26 protein-coding genes are annotated in these 22,891 nt (G+C 38.7%); 20 read left to right on the forward strand and 6 right to left on the reverse strand.

All coding sequences use genetic code 11. The annotated features are described in order from the left end of the window. Positions 1-40: 40 nt before the first annotated feature. The 7 genes from H5087_RS13075 to H5087_RS13105 are packed head-to-tail and all read left to right on the forward strand — an operon-like array spanning position 41 to position 5,441. Positions 41-1,204 (forward strand): chemotaxis response regulator protein-glutamate methylesterase, encoded by a 1,164-nt coding sequence (locus tag H5087_RS13075; protein ID WP_182672311.1) that lies wholly within the window; start codon positions 41-43, stop codon positions 1,202-1,204. Next, positions 1,197-1,961 carry a flagellar motor protein gene (locus H5087_RS13080; RefSeq protein ID WP_024606204.1) on the forward strand — a complete coding sequence of 255 codons (765 nt, stop codon included), beginning with the start codon at positions 1,197-1,199 and terminating at the stop codon, positions 1,959-1,961. Before H5087_RS13075 ends, H5087_RS13080 begins: the two co-directional genes overlap by 8 nt. 1 nt (position 1,962) lies before the next feature. Beyond that, positions 1,963-2,922 carry a flagellar motor protein MotB gene (locus H5087_RS13085; protein WP_024595392.1) on the forward strand — a complete coding sequence of 320 codons (960 nt, stop codon included), beginning with the start codon at positions 1,963-1,965 and terminating at the stop codon, positions 2,920-2,922. 12 nt (positions 2,923-2,934) lie between these two features. Next, complete coding sequence (locus tag H5087_RS13090; RefSeq protein ID WP_182672312.1) at positions 2,935-3,705, forward strand: ParA family protein; 771 nt, start codon at positions 2,935-2,937, stop codon at positions 3,703-3,705. Positions 3,706-3,708: 3 nt separating this feature from the next. Further along, positions 3,709-4,500, forward strand: a complete 792-nt coding sequence (locus H5087_RS13095; protein ID WP_024595393.1) for a chemotaxis protein CheW — start codon at positions 3,709-3,711, stop codon at positions 4,498-4,500. A 24-nt stretch (positions 4,501-4,524) separates the two neighbouring features. Then, positions 4,525-5,022, forward strand: a complete 498-nt coding sequence (locus H5087_RS13100) for a chemotaxis protein CheW (protein ID WP_002959294.1) — start codon at positions 4,525-4,527, stop codon at positions 5,020-5,022. 17 nt (positions 5,023-5,039) lie between these two features. After that, on the forward strand, positions 5,040-5,441 hold the full coding sequence (locus tag H5087_RS13105; protein WP_024595394.1) for a DUF2802 domain-containing protein: 402 nt from the start codon (positions 5,040-5,042) through the stop codon (positions 5,439-5,441). A 29-nt stretch (positions 5,442-5,470) separates the two neighbouring features. Here H5087_RS13105 and H5087_RS13110 read toward each other — a convergent pair whose 3' ends face one another. Together H5087_RS13110 and H5087_RS13115 are read right to left on the reverse strand one after the other, a co-directional pair. Further along, positions 5,471-5,779 (reverse strand): EscU/YscU/HrcU family type III secretion system export apparatus switch protein, encoded by a 309-nt coding sequence (locus H5087_RS13110; protein ID WP_182672313.1) that lies wholly within the window; start codon positions 5,777-5,779, stop codon positions 5,471-5,473. A gap of 2 nt (positions 5,780-5,781) precedes the next feature. Further along, positions 5,782-8,232, reverse strand: coding sequence for a flagellar hook-length control protein FliK (locus H5087_RS13115; RefSeq protein WP_182672314.1), 2,451 nt, complete (start codon positions 8,230-8,232; stop codon positions 5,782-5,784). A gap of 103 nt (positions 8,233-8,335) precedes the next feature. Here H5087_RS13115 and ccmA point away from each other — a divergent pair, with 103 nt between their 5' ends. Genes ccmA through H5087_RS13165 form a run of 10 tightly spaced genes read left to right on the forward strand, consistent with a single transcriptional unit; the run spans position 8,336 to position 16,056 of the window. Beyond that, on the forward strand, positions 8,336-8,956 hold the full coding sequence (gene ccmA, locus H5087_RS13120) for a cytochrome c biogenesis heme-transporting ATPase CcmA (RefSeq protein WP_182672315.1): 621 nt from the start codon (positions 8,336-8,338) through the stop codon (positions 8,954-8,956). After that, complete coding sequence (gene ccmB / locus H5087_RS13125) at positions 8,956-9,642, forward strand: heme exporter protein CcmB (protein WP_002959286.1); 687 nt, start codon at positions 8,956-8,958, stop codon at positions 9,640-9,642. Before ccmA ends, ccmB begins: the two co-directional genes overlap by 1 nt. Continuing rightward, positions 9,642-10,379, forward strand: a complete 738-nt coding sequence (locus tag H5087_RS13130; RefSeq protein ID WP_002959285.1) for a heme ABC transporter permease — start codon at positions 9,642-9,644, stop codon at positions 10,377-10,379. The genes ccmB and H5087_RS13130 overlap by 1 nt, the downstream gene beginning before the upstream one ends. 2 nt (positions 10,380-10,381) lie before the next feature. Next, positions 10,382-10,585: a heme exporter protein CcmD gene (ccmD, locus tag H5087_RS13135; protein WP_002959284.1), complete on the forward strand. Its 204-nt coding sequence runs from the start codon at positions 10,382-10,384 to the stop codon at positions 10,583-10,585. Beyond that, complete coding sequence (gene ccmE / locus H5087_RS13140) at positions 10,582-11,061, forward strand: cytochrome c maturation protein CcmE (protein ID WP_002959283.1); 480 nt, start codon at positions 10,582-10,584, stop codon at positions 11,059-11,061. Before ccmD ends, ccmE begins: the two co-directional genes overlap by 4 nt. Before the next feature lie 2 nt (positions 11,062-11,063). Continuing rightward, positions 11,064-13,034: a heme lyase CcmF/NrfE family subunit gene (locus H5087_RS13145; protein ID WP_182672316.1), complete on the forward strand. Its 1,971-nt coding sequence runs from the start codon at positions 11,064-11,066 to the stop codon at positions 13,032-13,034. Continuing rightward, positions 13,031-13,600 carry a redoxin family protein gene (locus H5087_RS13150; RefSeq protein ID WP_138488719.1) on the forward strand — a complete coding sequence of 190 codons (570 nt, stop codon included), beginning with the start codon at positions 13,031-13,033 and terminating at the stop codon, positions 13,598-13,600. Before H5087_RS13145 ends, H5087_RS13150 begins: the two co-directional genes overlap by 4 nt. Next, positions 13,600-14,061, forward strand: a complete 462-nt coding sequence (locus tag H5087_RS13155) for a cytochrome c-type biogenesis protein (RefSeq protein ID WP_182672317.1) — start codon at positions 13,600-13,602, stop codon at positions 14,059-14,061. The genes H5087_RS13150 and H5087_RS13155 overlap by 1 nt, the downstream gene beginning before the upstream one ends. Beyond that, positions 14,062-15,315, forward strand: coding sequence for a c-type cytochrome biogenesis protein CcmI (ccmI, locus tag H5087_RS13160; protein ID WP_024595353.1), 1,254 nt, complete (start codon positions 14,062-14,064; stop codon positions 15,313-15,315). Between the two features lie 9 nt (positions 15,316-15,324). After that, positions 15,325-16,056: a VacJ family lipoprotein gene (locus tag H5087_RS13165; RefSeq protein WP_002959276.1), complete on the forward strand. Its 732-nt coding sequence runs from the start codon at positions 15,325-15,327 to the stop codon at positions 16,054-16,056. A 147-nt stretch (positions 16,057-16,203) separates the two neighbouring features. On the opposite strand, the gene H5087_RS13170 is transcribed toward H5087_RS13165, so the two are convergent. After that, positions 16,204-17,430: an EAL and HDOD domain-containing protein gene (locus tag H5087_RS13170; protein WP_182672318.1), complete on the reverse strand. Its 1,227-nt coding sequence runs from the start codon at positions 17,428-17,430 to the stop codon at positions 16,204-16,206. Positions 17,431-17,761: 331 nt separating this feature from the next. On the opposite strand from H5087_RS13170, the gene putP reads away from it, so the two are divergent. After that, complete coding sequence (putP, locus tag H5087_RS13175) at positions 17,762-19,240, forward strand: sodium/proline symporter PutP (RefSeq protein WP_182672319.1); 1,479 nt, start codon at positions 17,762-17,764, stop codon at positions 19,238-19,240. Between the two features lie 273 nt (positions 19,241-19,513). Here the strand turns inward: putP and H5087_RS13180 are convergent, their stop codons facing one another. Further along, positions 19,514-19,831: a YebG family protein gene (locus H5087_RS13180; protein WP_004335683.1), complete on the reverse strand. Its 318-nt coding sequence runs from the start codon at positions 19,829-19,831 to the stop codon at positions 19,514-19,516. 315 nt (positions 19,832-20,146) lie between these two features. On the opposite strand from H5087_RS13180, the gene H5087_RS13185 reads away from it, so the two are divergent. Further along, the gene (locus tag H5087_RS13185) at positions 20,147-20,443 is read left to right on the forward strand and encodes a helix-hairpin-helix domain-containing protein (protein WP_165723515.1); all 297 of its coding nucleotides are present in this window, start codon (positions 20,147-20,149) and stop codon (positions 20,441-20,443) included. A gap of 24 nt (positions 20,444-20,467) precedes the next feature. Here H5087_RS13185 and H5087_RS13190 read toward each other — a convergent pair whose 3' ends face one another. Next, positions 20,468-20,770 carry a DUF6170 family protein gene (locus tag H5087_RS13190; protein WP_039484549.1) on the reverse strand — a complete coding sequence of 101 codons (303 nt, stop codon included), beginning with the start codon at positions 20,768-20,770 and terminating at the stop codon, positions 20,468-20,470. Between the two features lies 1 nt (position 20,771). Next, positions 20,772-21,290 (reverse strand): disulfide bond formation protein DsbB, encoded by a 519-nt coding sequence (gene dsbB / locus H5087_RS13195; protein WP_182672320.1) that lies wholly within the window; start codon positions 21,288-21,290, stop codon positions 20,772-20,774. Between the two features lie 530 nt (positions 21,291-21,820). Here dsbB and fadR point away from each other — a divergent pair. Continuing rightward, on the forward strand, positions 21,821-22,534 hold the full coding sequence (gene fadR, locus H5087_RS13200) for a fatty acid metabolism transcriptional regulator FadR (RefSeq protein WP_182672321.1): 714 nt from the start codon (positions 21,821-21,823) through the stop codon (positions 22,532-22,534). Positions 22,535-22,891 lie beyond the last annotated feature (357 nt).

Here is a 22,891-nt window from a genome sequence, read left to right on the forward strand (position 1 = left end):
TTTAATATATACCTACGCATAAATTTAATAAGAGAGCTAAATGGCCGTTAAAGTTTTAGTTGTTGATGATTCAAGCTTTTTTCGCCGTAGAGTAAGCGAAATCCTTGAGCAAGATAGCGATATACAAGTTATAGGCTTTGCTGTTAATGGCAGAGAGGCTGTTGAGAAAGCAGCTCAATTGCGTCCTGACATGATCACCATGGATGTCGAAATGCCAGTGCTTGATGGTATTAGCGCAGTTAAAGAGATAATGGCGAGTAACCCAACTCCTATCTTAATGTTTTCATCACTTACACGTGATGGTGCAACAGCAACGTTTGATGCGTTAGATGCTGGCGCAATGGATTTTTTACCGAAAAAATTTGAAGATATTGCGCGCAATAATGAAGATGCAATTAAGCTTTTGCAAAGTAAAGTAAAAGATATAGGGCGAAGACGTTTACCGCGAACATTTAGAGCGGCAACACCAGCTAAACCAGTCATTTCAACTAAACCAACAAGTTCACTTTCGCAAAGAGCAAGCACGTCAACAACTCAAATCAAGCAGCCTGATAGAAGCTTTCAAAGAGCTGCGCCTGCTGCATCGACAAGTTCAAATGTTGCCTCAATGCGAGCAAGTGGAAAACAATATCAACTTTTAGCTATTGGTACTTCTACAGGTGGTCCTGTTGCTCTGCAAACTATATTGACTCAATTGCCTGCTAATTTTCCTCACCCTATTTTACTTATTCAGCACATGCCCGCTGCATTTACACCTGCGTTTGCAGCGCGCTTAAACGGTTTGTGCCAAATAAAAGTGAAAGAAGCACAACAAGGCGATCGCTTACAACCAGGAACTGCTTATTTAGCGCCTGGCGGACAGCAGATGATGGTAGAGGGGCGTGGAGCAAATAGAACGCTGCGCGTATTTGAAGATCATAGCGAGAGAATAAGTTATAAACCAAGCGTAGATGTAACGTTTGCTAGTGCAGCTAAAACGTACCAAGGTGATGTACTTGCTATTGTTTTAACAGGCATGGGCGCTGATGGTCGTGATGGTGCAAGAATGTTAAAACAAACGGGGGCAACTATTTGGGCACAGGATGAGAAAAGCTGTGTCGTTTATGGAATGCCCCAAGCAATTGCTAATGCGGGGCTTTCAAGTGAAAGCTTAGCATTGAGCGATGTTGCAGCACGTATAATGAGAGAGGTAGGTTGTGGATAAACTCTCAATATTTGGACTATTGGTAGCACTTAGTGCAATAGGTTTAGGTTATTCTTTAGAAGGCGGTGTTGTTTCAGCTTTATTTAATGGCCCTGCGCTTATTATTGTACTTGGTGGCACGCTTGGCGCTGTTATGTTGCAAACCTCTGCTAGCACATTCAAAAAAATGCTAAATATGAGCTCGTGGGTTTTTGTTGCACCACAATACGATATTGAAGACGCAATAGAGCAAGTTAAACGATGGTCTCATAAAGCACGTCAAGAAGGTTACTTAGCGCTTGAGAATGAAGCCTTAGCTCACCCAGATGCGTATGCAGCAAAAGGTTTAAGCTTACTTGTCGATGGCTGCTCAGAGCAAAAACTACGTGACACGCTTGAAATTGATTTACTGCTAGAGCGCGATCGTTTGCTTGAAGCCGCGCGTGTTTATGAAGCAATGGGGGGTTACAGCCCTACCATTGGTATTTTAGGTGCGGTGCTGGGCTTAATACAGGCAATGTCGTTTATTACCGATCCACAAATGCTTGGCGCCGGCGTTGCTACGGCATTTATTGCGACCATTTATGGTGTTGGTTTAGCTAATTTATTGTTTTTACCTATGGCAAATAAGTTAAAACAGCGTGTAGAGCAAAAAATGCTTTACCATGAAATGCTTGCTGAAGGCGTTATTGCAATAAGCATAGGTGAAAGCCCAGTAAATATAGAATTAAAGCTTGAAGCCTATCGTGTAGAGCGCCCTAATTTAGTGGACGAATAACATGTTACGCCGACGACTTCGTCACTCTGCTGCTAAAAGTCAACATACCGAACGTTGGCTTGTATCGTATGCCGATTACATGACTATTATGTTTGCTTTTTTTGTGGTTCTGTATGCGATAGCGATTAATAAAGAAGAACAATTCCAAATATTGTCAGATTCCCTTGAACAGGTTTTTGATAAGTCAGCTCGCCAATACTCCCAGCAAGGTGAAGGTGTCAACGGTAATGGAATATTGACAGATAGAGTGACACCTGAACAAGAAGTTCTTTATGGCGAAAGTATATTAAAAGAAGAGCAAGGTCCTGAGCTACTCGACGGCCAAAGTGATACAAGCAACATCCAGCAAAAGTATTTAGGCAAACCTCTTGATAGTTTATTAATTAAATTACAGTCAGCGCTTATTGATGAAATCCGTGATGGAGAAGCCAGTTTAGAGCTTAACCAAGATTGGCTGATTATAGAGCTAAGCTCAGGTATGTTATTTTCAAGTGGTAGTTCAGTTGCACACTCTCGAGCAAAACAGGTCGTCAAGATTGTTAAAGATATTATTGCACCAGTAGATAACTATGTAAGAGTACGAGGTTATACTGATGATGAAAGTATTCGCAATGAAATATTTCGCTCAAATTGGGAACTGTCGGTAGCTAGAGCCACGTCAATTTTAGTAGAGCTGGAAGCATTAGGCATTAATTCAGCTAGAATGGCGATAGAAGGTTATGGCCAATATTCACCTTTTGCAAGTAACGATACAGAACAAGGGCGCGCAGAAAATCGTAAAGTTGTTATCGCACTTTCTAAGTATGGATTACCGCCAAAACAAGAGGTTAAAAGTGACGGGCAAGCTGATGAGCCTGCAGTGATTGAACCTGAAATTGAACTTCCTTCAGATGACGATACAATAAAAATAATTCGTTTGCCTCATGGTGGTATTCGCATAACAACGCGCAATGAACAGTAATTAGGATGTAATGTGAAGATTTGGACTGTCGCTAATCAAAAAGGAGGGGTTGGTAAAACAACAACCGCAGTGAGCCTTGCCGGTATTTTGGCATTACAAGGTAAACGTGTGTTGCTTATAGATACAGACCCTCATGCGTCACTCACTTATTACTTTGGCATTGACTCAGAGGATTTAGAAGTCAGTGTGTACGATATCTTTGCCCGTGGTACAAGTATGCAAAGTGAAGAGATACTCCAAGCTTTGTGTCCATCAACACTTCAAAACCTGGATATTTTACCTGCGACTATGGCAATAGCTACGCTTGACCGAAGTATGGGTAATAAAACAGGGATGGGGTTAATACTAAAAAAAGCGCTTGCAAAAATTAGCGAACATTACGATTATGCCATTTTAGATTGCCCTCCAGTTTTAGGGGTGTTAATGGTCAATGCGCTTGCAGCAGGTGAGCGAATTTTAGTGCCAGTGCAAACGGAGTTTTTAGCACTCAAAGGGCTTGATAGAATGATGCGTACTATGGATTTGATGCAATCCTCTCAAGCAAAAGATTATCAATATACTATAATTCCTACCATGTACGACAAACGTACCAAAGCATCGTTAGAAGCATACAAAACATTGCAAAGTACATATGGTGATAAAGTTTGGCCAGGTGTGATACCGGTGGATACCAAATTTAGAGATGCAAGCTTTGCACAAAAAGTACCTGTAGAGTATTGTCCTCGCTCGCGCGGTGTATACGCATATAAAGCACTGCTAGAATATTTAATTGAACAAGGTTAATGAATGAGTAAGCAATTGTTTGCTAATGAAAAAGTAATGAAACAATACCTCGGGGCTTTGTTATGTGAAGATGAGCCTGTAGATAACCTTGAGCCAGTTGCAAAATTACTTGAGCAAATCCCAGATGATTCACAACAGCATATTCATTCAAAACCTAAAGAACAATTAAAAGCAGCAGAGAGTACATTTGATAATGACTTGCTCAATGTTGAAATTGAGCCAATAGCTGAGCCAGCGTTTGAAACTGAAAAAGTTAATGAAGTGGTTGACGAGGAAGTAATAGCACCTGCAATTACTACTATAGAAAAGCCAGAGCTGGAGATTGTAACTACTAGCCAATCAGACTATTTTGATGGTGAATTTCAGGCACTGTTTTTTGAAGTTGCTGGCTTGACCTTGGCTGTGCCATTAAAAGCACTTGGTGGAATACATCAATTAGGTGAAGTAAATCATTTGTTTGGTAAGCCGAAATGGTTTAAAGGCGTTATGCTCAACAGAGAAGAAAAGCTCAATGTTGTTGATACTGCGCGTTGGGTTATGCCAGAAAAATATGATGATAAATTAGAGGCATCTTTAGATTATCAATATTTGATTACACTAGGTGATAGCCAGTGGGGTTTATTAGCTGAAAAGTTGATAAATAACATTACATTGAGTAAAGAAGATGTAAAATGGCGTACAAATAAAAGCAAGCGCCCATGGCTTGCTGGCGTTATAAAAGAAAAAATGTGTGCTTTGATAGACGTAGATAATTTAAATATATTATTAGAGAAAGGCTTAGATAGCCGTCAGTAGTAATGACCATTACGGGGTAATAGCATGAATCAAGATAAATTACTGTCAGCAAATAAAAACGCGGATAATAACGATGAAATTTTACAGTGGGTTACGTTTAAGCTAGAGGAAGAAACCTACGGCGTAAATGTAATGCAAGTACAAGAAATACTTCGTTATACAGAGATAGCTCCTGTACCAGGTGCACCTTCATATGTGATTGGTATTATTAACTTGCGCGGCAACGTTGTTACCGTTATTGATACTCGCGCACGTTTTGGTTTGCTAGCTGCTGATGCAACTGACAACTCTCGCATCTTAATTATTGAAGCAGAAGAGCAAGTTATTGGTATTTTAGCCGACAGCGTATCGGAAGTGGTTTACTTGCGCAGCTCTGAAATCGACAGTGCGCCAAATGTTGGTACTGAAGAAAGCGCTAAGTTTATTCAAGGTGTTTGTAACCGCGATAATGAATTACTGATTTTGGTTGATTTAAATAAGTTACTCAGTGATGACGAATGGGATGAGTTAAGCGATATATAAGCTTTACCAAATAAATTATGGTGTTACTTAGTATAGCTATATCAGCGTTAGCGGTAGGACTTATATCGCTGGCGTTAATTATTGCATTAAAAAATAAACACGCGAATGAAATTAATGCTGTATCGCAGCAGCTTAAAGATAGCTCTGAGCAGACTCATATTTTGCGCAGTGAAATTTCGGAGATTAGAACCGGGCTCTTAAGTATTGGTAAGCGAGTGCTTGAAGTTGAACAACAAAACCAAGATTTAATGCAACAGCAAGCGGCGCAAAAATACGATGACCCTGATGCTAAAATTTACTCTCGTGCTGTAAAAATGGTTGAGTTAGGTGCAGACCTTGATGAAGTAATACGCGAGTGCGAACTACCACGAGCAGAAGCCGAATTGCTATTTTCATTACATAAACAAAAAGGTGCTTAGCGCCTTTTTTTATGTGCGGATAAACTGGCTCAAGCCTTAATATTTAACTTACCTTGAAAATCCTGCCAACCTGGCGGAAATTGACCCCTTAATACATACGAAAACGCAATAAGCTCTGCAATAACATAATAAAGCTCTTTAGGAATTTCTTCTCCTAACTCTAAATGCGACAACGTTTTAGCAAGTGCTGCATCTTCGTGGATCATAATTCCTTTTAGTTTAGCCGCTGCAATTATTTCATCAGCTAATTCACCAAACCCCTTAACACTTACTGTGGGTGTGTTACCAGCTTCGTACAAAAGCCCAATGGCTGATTTATTAATCGATGTTTCACTCATAGCTAAACCTTAATATTAATAATTGCGTGAGATTTATAGAATGCCTGATTGTTGGCATCGCCTCGCTTTAAGTTTAGCTCGCCAACTTGTAAGCCATGTTTAGCTAGTTTTGATCTCAAATTATCTAAGTGGGGGTGAGCAATTGCACTTACTTCTTGGCTCGAGGCTAATAGCTGACAATCGAGTGCTTTATCCATTAACTCTGCAGTAATTTGTAGCTGCCCAAGTTGGGCATAATCAAAGTTTAATCTGACAAACCATACATTTTTATCTTCTAATTTACCGGCGCTTGGCTTTTTATACTGTCCAAGTGTTATTTCTGTTTGGGCTGCTTCTGGAGGTAATCTCATCGGTAATAAAAATTGTGCAAGCGGGTTTGTGTCTGGCTGTTGATTTGGTGTTGAGACACTTACTTGGGTAAGTGTGTTTTTAACGTGTACGATTTCGCTGGCCAAAGCTTGTACTTGAACTTGTTGAAGCTGTTCAAGCATTTTTGCTCCCGTGTTACACATTTTAAAAGTAGGTATAAGTACTTGTAAGAGAGCATCTAAACCAGTTTGATTATTAAAACTGATAGGCGTTACTGATTGGCTAATCAGAGGCGCAGCTAAAATACTCACAGCCACCTGTTCAAGCCCTTTAGTGAAACTACTTTGCAGCATATCACCCGCTAGTTGAGTGGGCTGTAAAGTAGCAAGTATCTCACGCTGTATGGTTGCAGGGTTTATGTTATTACTAGAAACCATACGGTTAAATGCTTGATTAATTAAGCGAGTTAAATCAGGGGTGTCTTTTGTTGCCTTATTTGTAATATCAGTAATTTGACTGCTTAAAAGCTGTTTATTGTAAGCCAGCCTATCTGTAGGGGTTGTGGCATCAGGAAGCTTTAATAATGTACTTAATAGTTTTGCTTCTATTGGTTGTAGCATTTGACTACGAGAGGGCGCATTAGATAACGGCTCAGTTAACAAGGTAATGCTTTTAGTGTTCACTGTGCTAGTGTTGTTTTGATTATTATCGTTTATTGCAAGCTGTGCTGAGGAGGTGGTAAGTCCCTTAGTGACTACTTCATTGGTAGGGTTAAGCAAGGTGTTCGATTTACTGTTTTCACTAGTAATAAGGGAGCTTAATTGGCTTACTTTTAAATCACTTGGCTTAGCGCTCGCCACTTCACCTGGAGTAGAGTTATTTGTTATTGGCGTGTACGTTGCTGTGTTTGTAGGTGTTTGCCAAACACTAACACTTCCTTTTACTAGTTGCGTTAATTGTACAATAGGCGGGAGCCTTGAAAAATGCTCTGGCAAAATATTACTCGTATTGTTATTTAACGCAGTACTTACACTTTGAGTAATGTTAACTCTATTTAGCGGTGATTCACTCAGTTGTATAGCTAAAGACGTTTTTTGTTGCGCGGGCGAAGTTGATAGCTGCGTTAGCTCAGATTTACTTGTTGTAGCAAAAGGTTTATTTTCAAAATATTTAACCGCATCATTAATTCGCGTTTTTAAATCACTAAAACTATTTTGTAGCCACGATTTTATTGGGCTATTTAGGGTTAATAATGGATTTACTTTAATATTACTCGCAGAAACGGCTACTTCAGGTGCATTGCTTTTTTGCGCTAAAAGTAACTCGTTAAATGGTTTAGAGAATGAGTTGTTAAGCGTTACTTTTATATTGTTTGTATCGGTTTTAATAAATAATTTATCTGCCTGGTTTACTAAATTTACTTTAATAGGTGTATTAGGTAGTTCGGCAAGTTGTTGATTGGTAATAGGTGTTGTAAATGAACCTGACTTTTGAGGATGAGTTAAAATAGCCAGTTTTGGTGTTACTTGAAGCTGCGCACTGGGTAATAAGGCCGCGAGTAAATTAGTAAGTTTAGTTTGGCTAAGTGGTTGCGAGTGAACCGTATCAGCAAAGCGGTTAATAATATTAATCTGTGCGCCTTTATTAGTCGTACTAACAACTACTTTTAAAGGCTGTTCTGTTGTAAGTAACTGGGCTACGTCTTTATTTATGGCAATACTTGCGTTGAGTTTATCAATAACTAACTTGGGAGAAGGGGATACAGCAACTTGTACATCCATTGGTTGGCTTTGTACCTCAGTGCCCGTGCTTACATAATTTAACAAGCGCTGCAATTGTACTGGCTGATTTAAAGTAAGGGTTGTACTGTTTGGCGAGATGTTGAGCTGCTTACCATCAGGGCTGATTTGTATGTTAGCACTGACTATTTTTTGCAGGTTTTGTGGTGCGCTTGTAGTGCCAAGCCTTAATGTTTGCCAATGCTTATCAATAAATACATCAAGCGTAATCGAGTCTTTCGAAAATTGGATGTTTTTAGCCGCAAGTACCTCACTAGGTAACTGTGGTAACTCATTGGTCTGGCTGTGAGCAGATTGATTGATAACCAATGAGTTAGATAATGTTATTTGCGTTGGTGTATTCATTATTTTAAATCAAGTTTTTGTTAATCGATTATAAAGCAATATTCGTATTACCCTATCATTATGGTAGACTAACGCCTAATTTTTGGCAGAGAGAATCGTCATCTTGTTACACATTAAGTCCGTCACCTGCATCAAGCAAGATCGTTGTTTGTTTGCGGATCTTAATTTTAGCCTTAATAGCGGTCAAATCATGCAATTAGCGGGTCCTAATGGGGCTGGTAAAACATCGCTATTGCGTATTATTGCTGGCTATTCTGTGCCTGATGAAGGGTCTGTTCTGTTCCAAGATCAACCTATATCTAAGTACTATGAAGAGTATGCCAGAGAGCTGCTTTTTATAGGGCATAAAACAGGTGTAAGTACTCAGCTTAGTGCAGTTGAAAATGTTCGCCACTGGTTACAAATTAATGGCTACATAAATGAGCCTGATTTATATCCTATTTTAGCGCAACTTGGCCTTGTTGGACTTGAAGATGTACCCGTTAGAATGCTATCTGCTGGACAACAAAGACGTGTAGCGCTTGTTAGGCTTTGGTTAAGTGATGCTAAATTATGGGTACTTGATGAGCCATTTACCGCGCTTGATAAAAGCGGTGTCGCCTTTTTACAGCAGCGATTTACTGAACACTTACAAAGCGGTGGTGCTATTTTATTAACGACTCACCAAGACTTAACGACCCACTTTAGTAACTTACAAACAGTTACACTGGAGTATCGCCACTAATGACTCGTCAACACTCTTATTGGTTGCTATTTAGTGCGGTATTTACCAAAGATGTAAAACTTGCGTTTCGCCAGCGCGCCGAAATTGTAAATCCTATTTTATTCTTCTTAATTGTAATTTCATTATTTCCGTTAGCAATAGGGCCTGAGCCCGGTCTACTTGCGAGAATGGCGCCAGGTATTATTTGGGTTGCCGCATTACTCTCTACCATGTTGGGTTTAGATAAGTTGTTTAGGGATGATTTTAACGATGGCTCGTTGGAGCAGTTAATTGCATCCTCTTATCCATTATCGCTAACCGTACTTGCTAAAGTGGCTGCTCATTGGGTGGTAACAGGTTTACCGCTTGTATTAATGACACCGTTGTTTGCGTTGTTGTTAAACCTAGAAAGTACGGCGTTAACAGCAACCGTTTTAACATTATTATTAGGCACACCATTATTGAGCTTTATTGGCGCAATAGGAGCTGGGCTTACTGTGGGGCTACAAAAAGGAGGTATTTTGATGAGTTTACTCGTACTGCCTTTGTATATTCCTGTTTTGATTTTTGCAACGTCGGCTATCGATACCAGTACAATGTCGCTGGATTATAGTGGGCAGCTTGCCATCCTTGGTGCAATGTTACTTATTGCTATTATTAGCGCACCAATTGCCATATCGTCAGCTTTAAAAGTGAGTGTAAGTTAATGTGGAAGTGGTTACATCCCTATGCTAAAGCAGAGCGTGCATACCAGTTATGCAATACGTTACTGCCTTATTTTGCCGTAGTTACCGTAGTTAGTATGATTGTTGGATGGGTATGGGGGCTTGGTTTTGCACCTGCCGATTACCAACAAAAAGACAGCTACCGTATCATCTTTATTCATGTGCCTTCTGCCATTTTATCTATGGGGGCTTACTCCTCAATGGCCATTGCCGCCATTGTTGCACTTGTATGGCAACTACGAAATGCCGAGCTTGCTGTTATTGCTATTGCGCCTGTTGGTGCATGTATTACTGCTATAGCGCTAATTACTGGCGCTGCATGGGGCAAACCTATGTGGGGTGCTTGGTGGGTATGGGATGCGCGTTTAACGTCTGAGCTTATTTTATTATTTTTATATCTTGGCGTGCTTTCGCTTTACCATGCATTTGAAGATAAGAAGTCAGCAGGGCGTGCGGCTTCTATTTTAGCAATTGTTGGCGTAATTAATTTACCTATTATTCATTACTCTGTTGAGTGGTGGAATACGTTACATCAAGGTGCAAGCATTACAAAGCTAGACACAAAAGCAATAGATCCAAGTATGTTTTGGCCTCTTATGGTTAATATTTTAGCCTTTGCTGCTTTTGTTGGAACAGTGACTTTAATTCGTCTTAAAAATGAAATTTTGCAACGTGAAAAGCATCGACCGTGGGTGCGCTCGTTGTTAAATAAGGGGTAATTATGCAGTTTGACTCTTTTTCTGATTTTATTGCAATGGGAGGTTATGGATTTTATGTCTGGCTTTCTTTTGGTACATGCGCACTTATTTTACTCGGTATTTTAGTGAACTCTTTGAGAGACACCAAACGTATTATGGCTTCAGTGGAGCAACAAATAATACGTGAAGCGCGAATTAAAAAAGCTAAGCAGGAACAAATCTCATGAATCCAAGACGTAAAAAGCGCCTATTGGTAATCATTGCCGTACTGTTTGGTATTGGTGGGTCAATTGGTTTAGTGCTTTATGCACTGCAAGAAAATATTAATCTTTTTTATACGCCAAGCGAATTAATTGATGGCAAAGGCCCTAACAAAGAAAAACCACATATAGGTCAAAAGTTACGTATTGGCGGTATGGTTGTGCCAGGCACGGTTGAGCGTAATGAACAAAGCTTACAAGTAAGCTTTAAGCTAATAGATACAGGTCCATTAGTGACTGTGCGTTATCAAGGCATATTGCCAGACTTGTTTCGTGAGGGGCAAGGCATTGTAGCGCAGGGCGTATTAGTCGAGCCTAATGTTATTGAAGCATTTGAAGTGCTAGCAAAGCATGACGAAGAATATATGCCAGCAGAAGTTGCAGAGGCAGTTAAAGGTATTAAGCACGAAAAACCAAAATACAACTTAGATAGTGGTAATTAGCTATGATCCCAGAAATTGGTTATTTTTCTTTAACGCTTGCCATGGTGCTAAGCGTTTTACTGTGTATTTTTCCTCTTTGGGGCGCGCATACTGGTAATCTTCGATTAATGCGTGCGGCTCCATCTTTAGCAATAGGCCAGTTTGCTTTTGTACTAATCTCTTTTGCTGCACTTATTTATGCAAGTTTAACAGACGACTTTACCGTATCTTACGTAGCGTATCATTCAAGTAGTACGCTGCCTTGGTACTATAAAATCACCTCTACGTGGGGCGGTCATGAAGGTGCTATTTTATTATGGTTAGTAATGCAAGCGGGTTGGACTGCTGCTGTAGCAGCGCGTTCTAAATCATTACCTTGGGTATTACGTGCTCGCGTACTGGGTGTACTTGGTTTTTTAGGTGTAGGTTTTATGATGTACACCTTACTGCTTTCAAGCCCGTTTGAGCGTCTGCTTCCTTATTTTCCGGTAGAAGGGCGTGATTTGAATCCGCTGCTTCAAGATCCAGGTATGATTATTCATCCACCATTACTGTACATGGGTTATGTGGGGCTGTCGGTTGCTTTCTCTTTTGCTATAGCTGCATTGTTAACAGGTAAACTTGATAACACATGGGCTAAGTGGTCACGCCCGTGGACGATGACAGCATGGGGGTTCTTAGGTTTAGGTCTTACTATTGGTAGCTGGTGGGCGTATTCAGAACTAGGCTGGGGCGGCTGGTGGTTTTGGGATCCAGTAGAAAACGCAGCGCTTATGCCTTGGCTTGTTGCAACCGCATTACTGCATTCATTAAGTGTGACAGAAAAGCGCGGTATATTTAAATCATGGACCGTATTACTCGCAATTGCAGCATTCTCTTTAAGTTTGCTAGGTACGTTTATTGTACGCTCGGGTATTATTGTATCGGTACATGCGTTTGCTACAGACCCCGATAGAGGCTTATTTATACTCGCCTTTTTAGGCATCGTTGTCGGTGGTGGCTTGGCGTTATATGCAATGCGTGTGTCACAAGTTCACAGTGAAGGACGATACAAGCTGGTATCGCGCGAAGTGGCCTTATGGCTCAATAATATATTTTTAGTTGTTGCTACATTAATTGTTATGTTAGGTACATTGTTGCCAATGGTTCATAAAGAAATGGGCTTAGGTAGCATTTCTATTGGCGAACCGTTTTTTAATAAGATGTTTGCAATAATTTTAGTACCGTTTGCTATTTTGATGGGGATCGGACCACTTTTACGTTGGAAGCAAAACAAGTGGGCTTTTTTGCAAAACAAAATATTAATGGGCGTATTAGCAAGTGTTGTGATTACCTGCGCTTGGTTATTCTCAAGTTACGATTTAGTAAAACCACTTACGTTATTAGCGACAACACTGGCGGTTTGGATTGCAATATCAACAGGGATTGATATTTACACCAAAGCAGCTGTGCACGGGAGCTTAAAAGAAGGCTTAAAACGCTTTACTGTAAGTTACTGGGCTATGGTACTTGGGCATATTGGTATTGCATTTATTATTGCGGGCGTAACACTTACCTCGGCTTATTCAGTAGAGCGTGATGTATCGATGAAACCGGGTGAAATAGCACAGCTTAATGAGTATGAATATCGCTTTGATGGTGTTAAAACTATTCGTGGGCCAAACTACAGCGGTCATGCGGGCGTTGTATCTGTGCTTAAAAATAATGAGCTAGTAACACGTTTACACGCCGAAAAACGTAAATATGACATTGGTATGCAGTTTATGACTGAGGCGGCAATAGATGCCGGTTTTAAACGTGATTTATACCTAGCATTAGGTGAGCAATTAAGTGGTGATGCATGGTCACTTCGCATTTATCATAAACCATTTGTACGCTGGATATGGATTGGTGGTGTGCTTATGTCATTAGCGGGTTTCATGATTTTGTTTGATAAACGTTACCGTACATCAGCTAAAACAGCCCGTAAAGATGTTCCGGAGAGTGTTTTATGAACCGTAAAATTTTAGCTATTGCTCCGCTTTTAGTGTTTGCTTTTGTGTGTGTATTTTTATACCAAGGTCTTTTTGCCAACCCTCGTGAAATTCAAACAGGGCGGTTAGGTCAAGAAATGCCAGCATTTAATTTACCTGATTTAATGCAAGACAATAAGCAGTGGACTAACGAGTCGTTAAAAGGTGAAGTTTACTTATTAAATGTATGGGGTACGTGGTGCCCAACATGTTTAGTCGAACTTGGTTATTTAACTAAGTTACGTGAGCAAGGCGTTAAAATTATTGGACTATATTACGTACAAGGTTACGACGCTGATTTTGATGGCCCGTTTGATATGCAATCACTTCGCAGCGAAGTCACTGATATGCTGCAACGTGCAGGTGACCCTTACCAATTTAATATTTTAGATTTACACCGTACTTTGTCGTTGGATTTAGGCGTGTCGGGTGCGCCAGAAACTTTTTTAGTCGATAAAAAAGGCACTATTTTGTTGCATCACACCGGTGATATAAATCCGCGAGTATGGCGAGCTAAATTTGCGCCAATTATGCAGGAGCTTAAATAATGAAGTGGTTACTACTTACGCTTAGCCTTTTTGTAAGCATGGGTGCGTTTGCACAGCAAGATCGCTATCAATTTGATAACAACAAACAAGCAATATTGTTTGAAGAGTTAACCAAAGAACTACGTTGCCCTAAGTGTCAAAATCAAAACATTGCGGACTCCGACGCTGTTGTTGCTAAAGACTTGCGCGATAAAGTGCTCGTATTGGTTAAAGAAGGTAAAAGCAAAGACGAAGTGATTGATTATATGATTGACCGCTTTGGCTATTTTGTTCATTACGACCCACCTGTTACACCAGCGACTTTAGTGCTGTGGGTACTACCTGTGTTAATTGTAATTGTTGGCTTTGGTTTTATTGTTATTCGCCAACGAAAAGCATCAGTAAAACAAACATGGAGCAGCGACGATGAAATGCTGCTAGCGAAGCTAATTGATGAAAATAAACGTCAGGAGCAAAGCTAAATGATTTTAATGTGGGCGTGTTTTGCCTTACTCACACTGGTTGCTCTTAGCTTTGTTATGATACCTTTTTTAAAAAAAGAGCGTGTTCAAACGATTACTCATAACGCCAATGCTGAATTAATTAGTATTTATGAGCAGCGTTTAGTCGATTTGCAAACTGATTTAGATAATCAACGCATTGATAGCGTAAATCACGCAGAATCAATTGTTGAATTAAAACGTCGCTTATTGAACGAGCTATCACCAGAGAAATCACTTAACAGCAAAGGTAATAACCGTATTTTTGCTTTAACAGGCGGTGCATTTGTTCTTGCGCTTACAGGGATTTTTTATAGTTTTACAGGCAGTCAGCAGCAAATTTCGGCTTGGCATGATGCAATGGATAATTTAGCTGATTATGGCGAGCGTGCTGTAATGCAAAAAGGTGAGCCGCTTAGTCAAAATGAGCTGCAGGCTTTTGCATTGGCGCTTCGTACTAAACTTAGCCGCTCTGGCGATGATGAAGTTGCTTGGATGCTACTTGGTCGAGTGGCTATGTCGCTTAATGAATTTGACATGGCGCAACAGTCATTTGATAAAGCACTACGTATGAACCCTGATAATATGCAGGTTCTTATTAGTTACAGTCAGGTTTTATTACTTGAAGGTAGCGAAGCTAATATGACTCGCGCGGCAGGTATGCTTTCAAAAGTGCTAAACGTTGAGCCTACTAATTTAGATGCTATTTCGTTACTAGCGCTGATAGCGTATGAGCGTAAAGATTGGCCGCAAGCTAAAACTGCATTTGAAGTTTTATTGGCGAGCATGGAAAAAAATGATTCACGTTATAACATGATCTCAGAACGTATTGCTGATATTGAGCAGCAAATGCAAAGTGAAGGCTCAGTTATGCCAGTTACTACTACAACGGGTGCTATTGCAGTTACAGTCGACATTGCAAAAGAGCTTATTGATAAACAGCCAAAAGACGGTATTTTGTTTATATTTGCAAAAGCTGCAACTGGCTCACCTATGCCATTGGCTGCTGTTAAGCTGACTAAATATTCATTTCCAATTACAGTTGAGTTGAGTGATAGTAGTGCAATGGTTGCAGGGCTTAACTTATCTAGTGCAGAAAATATTATTATTTCGGCACGTATTTCTATCGATGACTCTGTTATGCCAAGCTCTGGTGAGCTAGAAGGTCATTCACAGGCGTTAAAGCGTGAAAGTGTAAGTGACTACCAACTTCAAATTGATACATTAATACCTTAAGGACGTTAGATGTTAAAACACAGTTTTACTTTTTTATGTTTATTGATACTAGCCGGCTGTGCTCAAGTACCTCAAAGCAAAGTAGATGACAGAGATCCGCTGCAAAGTATTAATCGTCCATTATATGACTTTAATATGGATGTACTGGATGCTTATTTATTGCGCCCAGTTGCTGTAGGTTATGTTGAAGTAACGCCTGTACCGGTAAGAAACGGTATTGTTAATTTTACAGGTAATATCACCGCACCTGTAGATATGATCAATGCGGGTTTGCAAGGTAAACCGGGTAATGCAAGTGTGAGCTTAGCACGCTTTTTAGTTAATTCTACTGTCGGTCTGTTTGGTATCTTTGATGTTGCAAGCTCACTAGGTCTTGAAATAGTCGATGAAGACTTTGGACAAACGTTGGGTGTATGGGGCGTAGGTGATGGCGCCTATTTAATGCTACCAGGTATGGGGCCAACAACAGCACGTAACCTGACCGGTGATGTAGTCGACAACTTTGTATTACCTGAAGTTGCGCTAACGACTCCACAAACTATTTTAGTATTTGTTTTAAAAGCAGTTGAGGCGCGTGCATCATTAATCCCACAAGAAGGGCTATTAAATGATTCACTTGATCCGTACTTATTTGTAAAAGATATTTACTTTCAGCGTCAAATTTATGAGCTGTACGATGGCAATCCACCTATAAAAGAAGAGCCAGCTGATTTTGATGAAGACTTTTTAGAAAGTTTATAATTGAAGCCAATGATAAAAACGCCAGCTAAATGCTGGCGTTTTTATTGACTGTTTATATATAATCTGAACTTTGGCTAGAGAAAAATAAACTTAAGTATCATTATAATTCAATATATTAGTAAATACCTTAACCAGAGTTCGGGTTACTTATTTTTCGTTAACTACTAACTGCATTTGCTCATTAACCCAAGTGAGTGCTTCATGATAGGCATCAGGAACTTTTTCACCTAGGTTTAGCTCTTTCGTTAATTCGTTTGCGGCTGACCAGTTAGCTTGTTCATAATACTTAACTAAGTTTAAATATTTTGCCAGCAACCCTTCATCGTTTAATAACGCTGCTTTTATGTCATTCGAAAGTGGAAGCTTTTTCATAACGCTTTCCATACTCTCATCTAAAATAGCATCCATAAGAGACATCATACCGGTTAAAAATGCCATGCCGGTATCTTTAAATTGTCCATGGGATATAGCGAGTAACTCACCAAAACGAGCGCGCGTAAGCGATAGCCTAATTAGCTCTACTGGTTTATCTGCTGATACTTGTGCCGCAAATAATAATGATAATAGCTTTTTAATTTCGTTAGCACCAAGCACTATAAGGGCTTGCTTAATGGTACTTATTTCTGCACGCCTTGCAAAGGCAGCAGAATTTGAATACCTAAGTAATTTGTAAGATAGGTTTACATCACGCTCAAACACATCAGTGATTTTTTTAAGATCCATATCAACGCTTGATGTTTCGTAAAGTAATTCAGCTAATGCCATTTCTGAAGGCGGTAGAGCCTTACTTTGTACCATTTCCGGTTTGGAGAAGAAAAATCCTTGGAAATAATCAAAACCAAGCTCTAGAGCTTGTTGGTAAATTTCATAGGTTTCTACTTTTTCGGCAAGTAACTTAATATGCGAGTGCAGTTTTAAATCATTAAGAACCGTTTTTATTGTATCTATATCAGATGCTAAAAAGTCTATTTTAATAATATCAATAAATGGATAAAAGTGGCGCCAAACAGGCTGATGAATATAGTCATCAAGAGCAATAGTGTAACCTTTATCTTTTAGATCTTTCACTATGGCTAATAATCGCTTCCCAGGTTGCACAGTTTCAAGGATTTCTACAACTACAGTATCTTTGCCCAGTAGTGTTGGGTAGCCCTTTGATAGCGTTTCTAGGGTGAAATTTATATAGGCGGGTTTATTGTCGGTTAAATCTTCTAAGCCGAAATTAAACTGACTACCTTCAATTAGTCGTGTAGTTGCCTCGTCACCGTCTATATCGGGAAATACGTTATCAACGCCATCGCGAAATAAAAGTTCATATCCGATGAGCTTTTTATCTCTGTCTAAAATAGGTTGGCGTGCAGCGTAAAAATACATAAACAGTTCCGTAAGAGTAATCTAATTAGTTATTGTAATAATATATGGCAAAAGACTCAAAATAGCATTACGTATATTTGCTAGATTAATAAATTATCATTAAAAATTAAGGTGTTTCTTGTATTTAATTTATTATATTTCACCAATTCGCTTTAAAATTATTCAACATGAGTATTTTTGTATCAGGTGAGGGCAACAAGTTGGAGATTTTATTATTAAGCATGATATAGTCAGCGAGAATGGTTTTTACCCCAATAGTGTCTTAACTATAAAATTTTAAGAGTCATTATTTGGATTAAAGCCTATTATTAATAATTATGCGGAGGCTAATTTGGAAACAGGAATGATTATTTCACTAGCATTATATTTTATTGTAATGTTAGGTATCGGACTATATGCATATAAGCAATCTACTGACGATGTATCTGGTTACATGTTAGGTGGACGAAATCTATCTCCAAGTGTAGCTGCACTGTCTGCAGGTGCATCTGATATGAGTGGCTGGATTTTAATGGGCCTACCTGGTGCGATGTTTGTTACTGGTTTTAGTAGTACATGGATAGCAATTGGCTTGGTGATTGGTGCTTGGTTAAACTATCTGTTAGTTGCACCGAGATTACGTGTTTACACTGAAAAAGCAAACGACTCTATAACAATCCCAGATTACTTTTCAAATCGCTTCAATGATAAATCCAATTTATTACGTGTTGTATCAGCTGTGGTAATTATTGTTTTCTTTACTCTTTATACTTCATCAGGTGTTGTCGCTGGTGGTAAATTGTTTGAAAGCTCATTTGGTTTAACTTATGAAATGGGTTTATACATTACAACGGGCGTAGTTGTTTTATATACCTTGTTTGGTGGCTTTTTAGCTGTAAGCTTAACTGACTTTGTGCAAGGTTGTATTATGTTCATTGCACTTATTCTAGTCCCAACTGTTGCATACTCTTTGCTTGAACAACCTTTAGAATCAACTTTACATAGCGTAAATCCAGATATGCTTAATTGGATTGGTGCAGGTTCTGCATTAGGTATTATTTCTGCAATGGCCTGGGGTTTAGGTTATTTTGGCCAACCACATATCATTGTTCGTTTTATGTCGGTACGTAGTGTTAAAGATATGCCTAAAGCACGCCGTATTGGTATGACATGGATGATTGTTGCTGCCATTGGTGCTGTTGGTACTGGTATATTTGGTGCAGCTTATACTTATGAGAACAACATTGTAGTTGAAGACCCTGAAACAATTTTCTTAATTCTTTCTGAGTTGCTGTTCCACCCACTTATTGCTGGCTTTTTACTTGCTGCAATTTTGGCTGCGATTATGAGTACTATCTCATCTCAATTATTGGTTAGTTCAAGTTCATTAACAGAAGATTTCTATAAAACATTCTTACGTAAAGATGCCAGTGATAAAGAGCTAGTTGCTGTTGGCCGTATTAGTGTTGCCGTAGTTGCTATGTTCGCTATTTATTTAGCTTACGACAGAGATAGCTCTATTTTAGACCTAGTAAGTAATGCGTGGGCTGGCTTTGGTGCTGCGTTTGGACCTCTTGTATTGTTTAGCCTTTATTGGAAACGCATGAACTTTGCAGGTGCGTTAGCTGGTATGTTAGTAGGCGCACTTACTGTGCTAATTTGGATATATGGACCATTTACTATCAATGGTGAAAGCTTAAGTAGCTTTATGTACGAAATAGTACCGGGCTTTATTTTAGCGAGTATTGCAATTATTGTTGTTAGCTTAGTAACAAAAGAGCCAGAGCAAAACATCACTGCTTTATTTGATGAAGTAGAAAAAGAGCTTTAATTAGCAATTACTACTTATTTTAAAGTGAGTAGTAATTAATACCAATCCGCAATAATACTTAATCATTTTGCGGGGCTAAACGTGTTGCTACCGGCGTTAAAAAATTCTCATTTAGTACAACTAAATATCGAATTTTTGCCTAGCTATCAACACGTTTTTCCACCCTCAAAGAGATCACTTAATTAAGCGAATTGGTATAATAAAAAAGGGAGCAACTTAGTTGCTCCCTTTTTTATTTAGTTTGTCCCGTTCGAGGAGGGAACATTCTATGAATTAACTTACTTTTTTATCGTTGTTATCTTCAATTGATGCAACGTTATCTGACTTTTTACTTTTTGCTGGCGCTTTGGTAACAGCTGGATCTTTGCCACCTTTTAATATGGTCATAAAATCATCTTTGCTTTTCGCTATTTCTAAAGCAAGTGATTCAATTTGTTGCTCACTAAGCGGTACGTCTACCTTTTCTAGCATCAGCTCAAGTGATTCTGCTATATCGAGCATCTTGTCATAAGCATCAGCTTCTTTTTTGGTAGTAAACGTCATACGCTCGACTCCGTTTCGTTCTACAACATATTTAACAACAACAGCCATGATTTCTCCTGCAAAATTGCTTGGCACCGTGGTTTTTTAAAAAACCATTAGATTACTGTTTTTATGTACAGTAATGGTTTGTAAGTAAATTTGCAAGCGCGAAGTATTAATTTTTAGGTGTCTTAAATTTGACAAAAAACGGTAACTTTACTTTAGTTAAGCAATCACTTTGTTGTACCAGCTGCATTTTCAGGATTTCGGATCATAGTGATAATGCGTTTAGGTACACTTTAAGTGATGAACTTTACAGTTCCTTATTTATTGATTTCCTGAGCAATACTCAAAATTAAGAAAAGAAGAATAAGGGCAAGTTTAATGAAAACGTTAAAAAATTTACTCATCATAAGTTTATTATGTTTACTACCCGCGACTACCGCGTATGCACAATTATCAGAAGTAACTAAGCAAATGCCTCAAGCTGAGACAATTAGTATAAATAATGCTGATGCAGAGATGCTTGCTAAGTTACCTGGTATAGGTAAGAAAAAAGCGCAGGCAATTGTGGATTATCGTGAAGAAAATGGCGAATTTAAAAGCGTTAGTGATTTATCGCAAGTTAAAGGGATTGGCAAAAAACTTTTAGCTAAATTAGAGGGGAAACTTTCACTTTAATATTTCTAAAAAGTAATCAGGGTGCTAGGCGCCCTGATTAAATTGTTTTAGCGCATCGCTTAAGTGCTTTTTAGCAAAGTTAATTTCAATAGGTGTAGTTAATAGTGGATAGCACAATCCGCCAAGTATCAAAAATGGTATTAATATCCAACCTTTAAATACAGTGAATATTAAAAATAGTGGGCTAAGTAATAGCAACTTTATAATACGCAATAGAACTTTATCAGTTGGCGATAGCTTACTTAATGCAAGCGCAATTACGTCTTGACGCTGGCGTACTTTTAAATGCTTAAGCTGGTCTAATTGGCTTGAAAAGAATGTAAACATATCAAATCGACTTTTTAATTAATAAACGGGCAATAATTATAATAAATAGCGTTAGTGAGAAAATCCCAAATATCACTTCCATCCAAGCAGGCATGCTCATGCCAACAAACTGCCAATCTATATTTCCACAATCTCCGGTAGCTTGAAAAAAGCTAGGTATCCATTCATGTAGTGGCATAAATGATGGGAAATTTGGTTCAAACTCGCAGCTAAATGCAAAAGGGTCTGTGGTGGTTTGCATATCAATATGTTCGCGAGCAATTAAGTATCCCCAAACACTCGATATCCCCCAAATAGCATACGCTATCATACGCACAGTTTTATTTTGTGGTTTACTCGAGCCTACAATCCCTGCGCCTAATAACCCCAATACTGCAGTGCGTTGATATATACACATTATGCAAGGCGCTAACCCCATTTTGTATTGAAAGAAAAGAGCGGTAACTTCAAGTAAAAAAACGATAGCTGTAAATAAAAGCCACGGGGTTCGTTGGGTAGGTAATTGTGCAAGCCAGTTCATAAAAATTCCGCGTTTTAATAGGACGTTAGATTATGACGTAGGATAAAGTATGCAGCAACAAAAAGGAAAAAAAAGCTACCGAAGTCACTTTTTATAAGATGAAATTAGTGACAAATCAATACAGCCTTAGCAAAGGTTAAATGACGCTCCATTATTTCCCCATCGATACATAAGCTCAGCTATATTGCTTACTTATACTAAGGTGATGCATCATCTAAAGAATTTTTTATGGTTGTACTTTTTTGTACTTTTTCTTATGGCAAGTGCGGGATAAGTTAATTAAGCTCAGGCGCTGCGTAAATAAAAATATCTCCATAATAACAATGTACCTACAATGAATATTACTCTAGATATTCATGCATTGTAGCTAAATTAGAGAAACCCAAATTTAATTATTTATTAATTTTAAATTTCTACCCATTTGCTTTATTAATATATATTACTTTACTTGTTAGTTGTGCTTCGTCTGGTACAATCAGTCAGTTATTCGTGTAAAACGATGAGTGTTGATTAATTCGAGTGGGAACTGGATGAGAATTTTTAAAGCGAAAAGCCCAGCAGGATTTGCTGAAGAATATATAGTTGAGTCCATTTGGAACGGCGATTTCCCTCCAGGTTCAATTTTACCTGCCGAGCGAGAACTTTCAGAGTTAATTGGTGTTACAAGAACAACCTTGAGAGAAGTATTACAGCGTTTAGCACGTGATGGTTGGCTAACAATTCAGCATGGTAAACCTACAAAAGTAAATAACTTTTGGGAAACGTCTGGCTTAAACATTCTTGAAACATTAGCGCGCTTAGATGAAGACAAGATGCCAGAGCTGACAGATCAGCTTTTATCTGCACGTACTAATATTAGTGCTATTTATACACGTGCTGCAATTAAGTTAAATCCTGAACGCGTGATTGAAATTTTATCACAAAGCAATGAGCTAGAAGACACCGCTCAAGCATTTGCTGACTATGATTATAAAGTGCATCACGAATTAGCCGTTGCGGGTAATAACCGTATTTATGTATTAATACTTAACGGCTTTAGAGGTTTTTATTCAAAGATTGGTTGTCATTACTTCTCTGATGCCGGAACTCGTGAACTTGCTCGTCAGTTTTATAAAGATTTAACCATTTTGGCAGAAAAGAAAGAGCATGATGGTGCTATTTCTATGATGCGTAAATATGGTCATCAAACGGGTGAGATTTGGCAAAAAATCCGTGGTGATATGCCCTCAGATATAATGGACTAAGTCTAAGCGAGAAACCTGCATTTGCAGGTTTTTTTATATCTGTAAAATTTAGCGCCACCGTATATGAAATTCTAAAAAGTTTAATGTATAAACCACTTCGATATTTTTAAAATTTCTACTTAGTTACAACGCAACTTACACTTTAAATTAGACCTATTATTTAAGCATATTAGCGCAAGTTGCAAGTGTTCGTTATTTTCGATTGCTCACATCGTTAAATGCGATTGTTCTTTTGCAGTGAATAACTTTAGAATTCCAATTAATTATATGTATGCGCTATTGGTTTTTAATTTTTAGCGCCCATATAAGTACCAGCATTGCGAAAGCAATTGAAAACAAACTCAAAATATTTGGAGA

The organism is Pseudoalteromonas sp. SR43-7, from assembly GCF_014163785.1.
GTDB classification, from domain to species: Bacteria; Pseudomonadota; Gammaproteobacteria; order Enterobacterales; family Alteromonadaceae; genus Pseudoalteromonas; species Pseudoalteromonas distincta.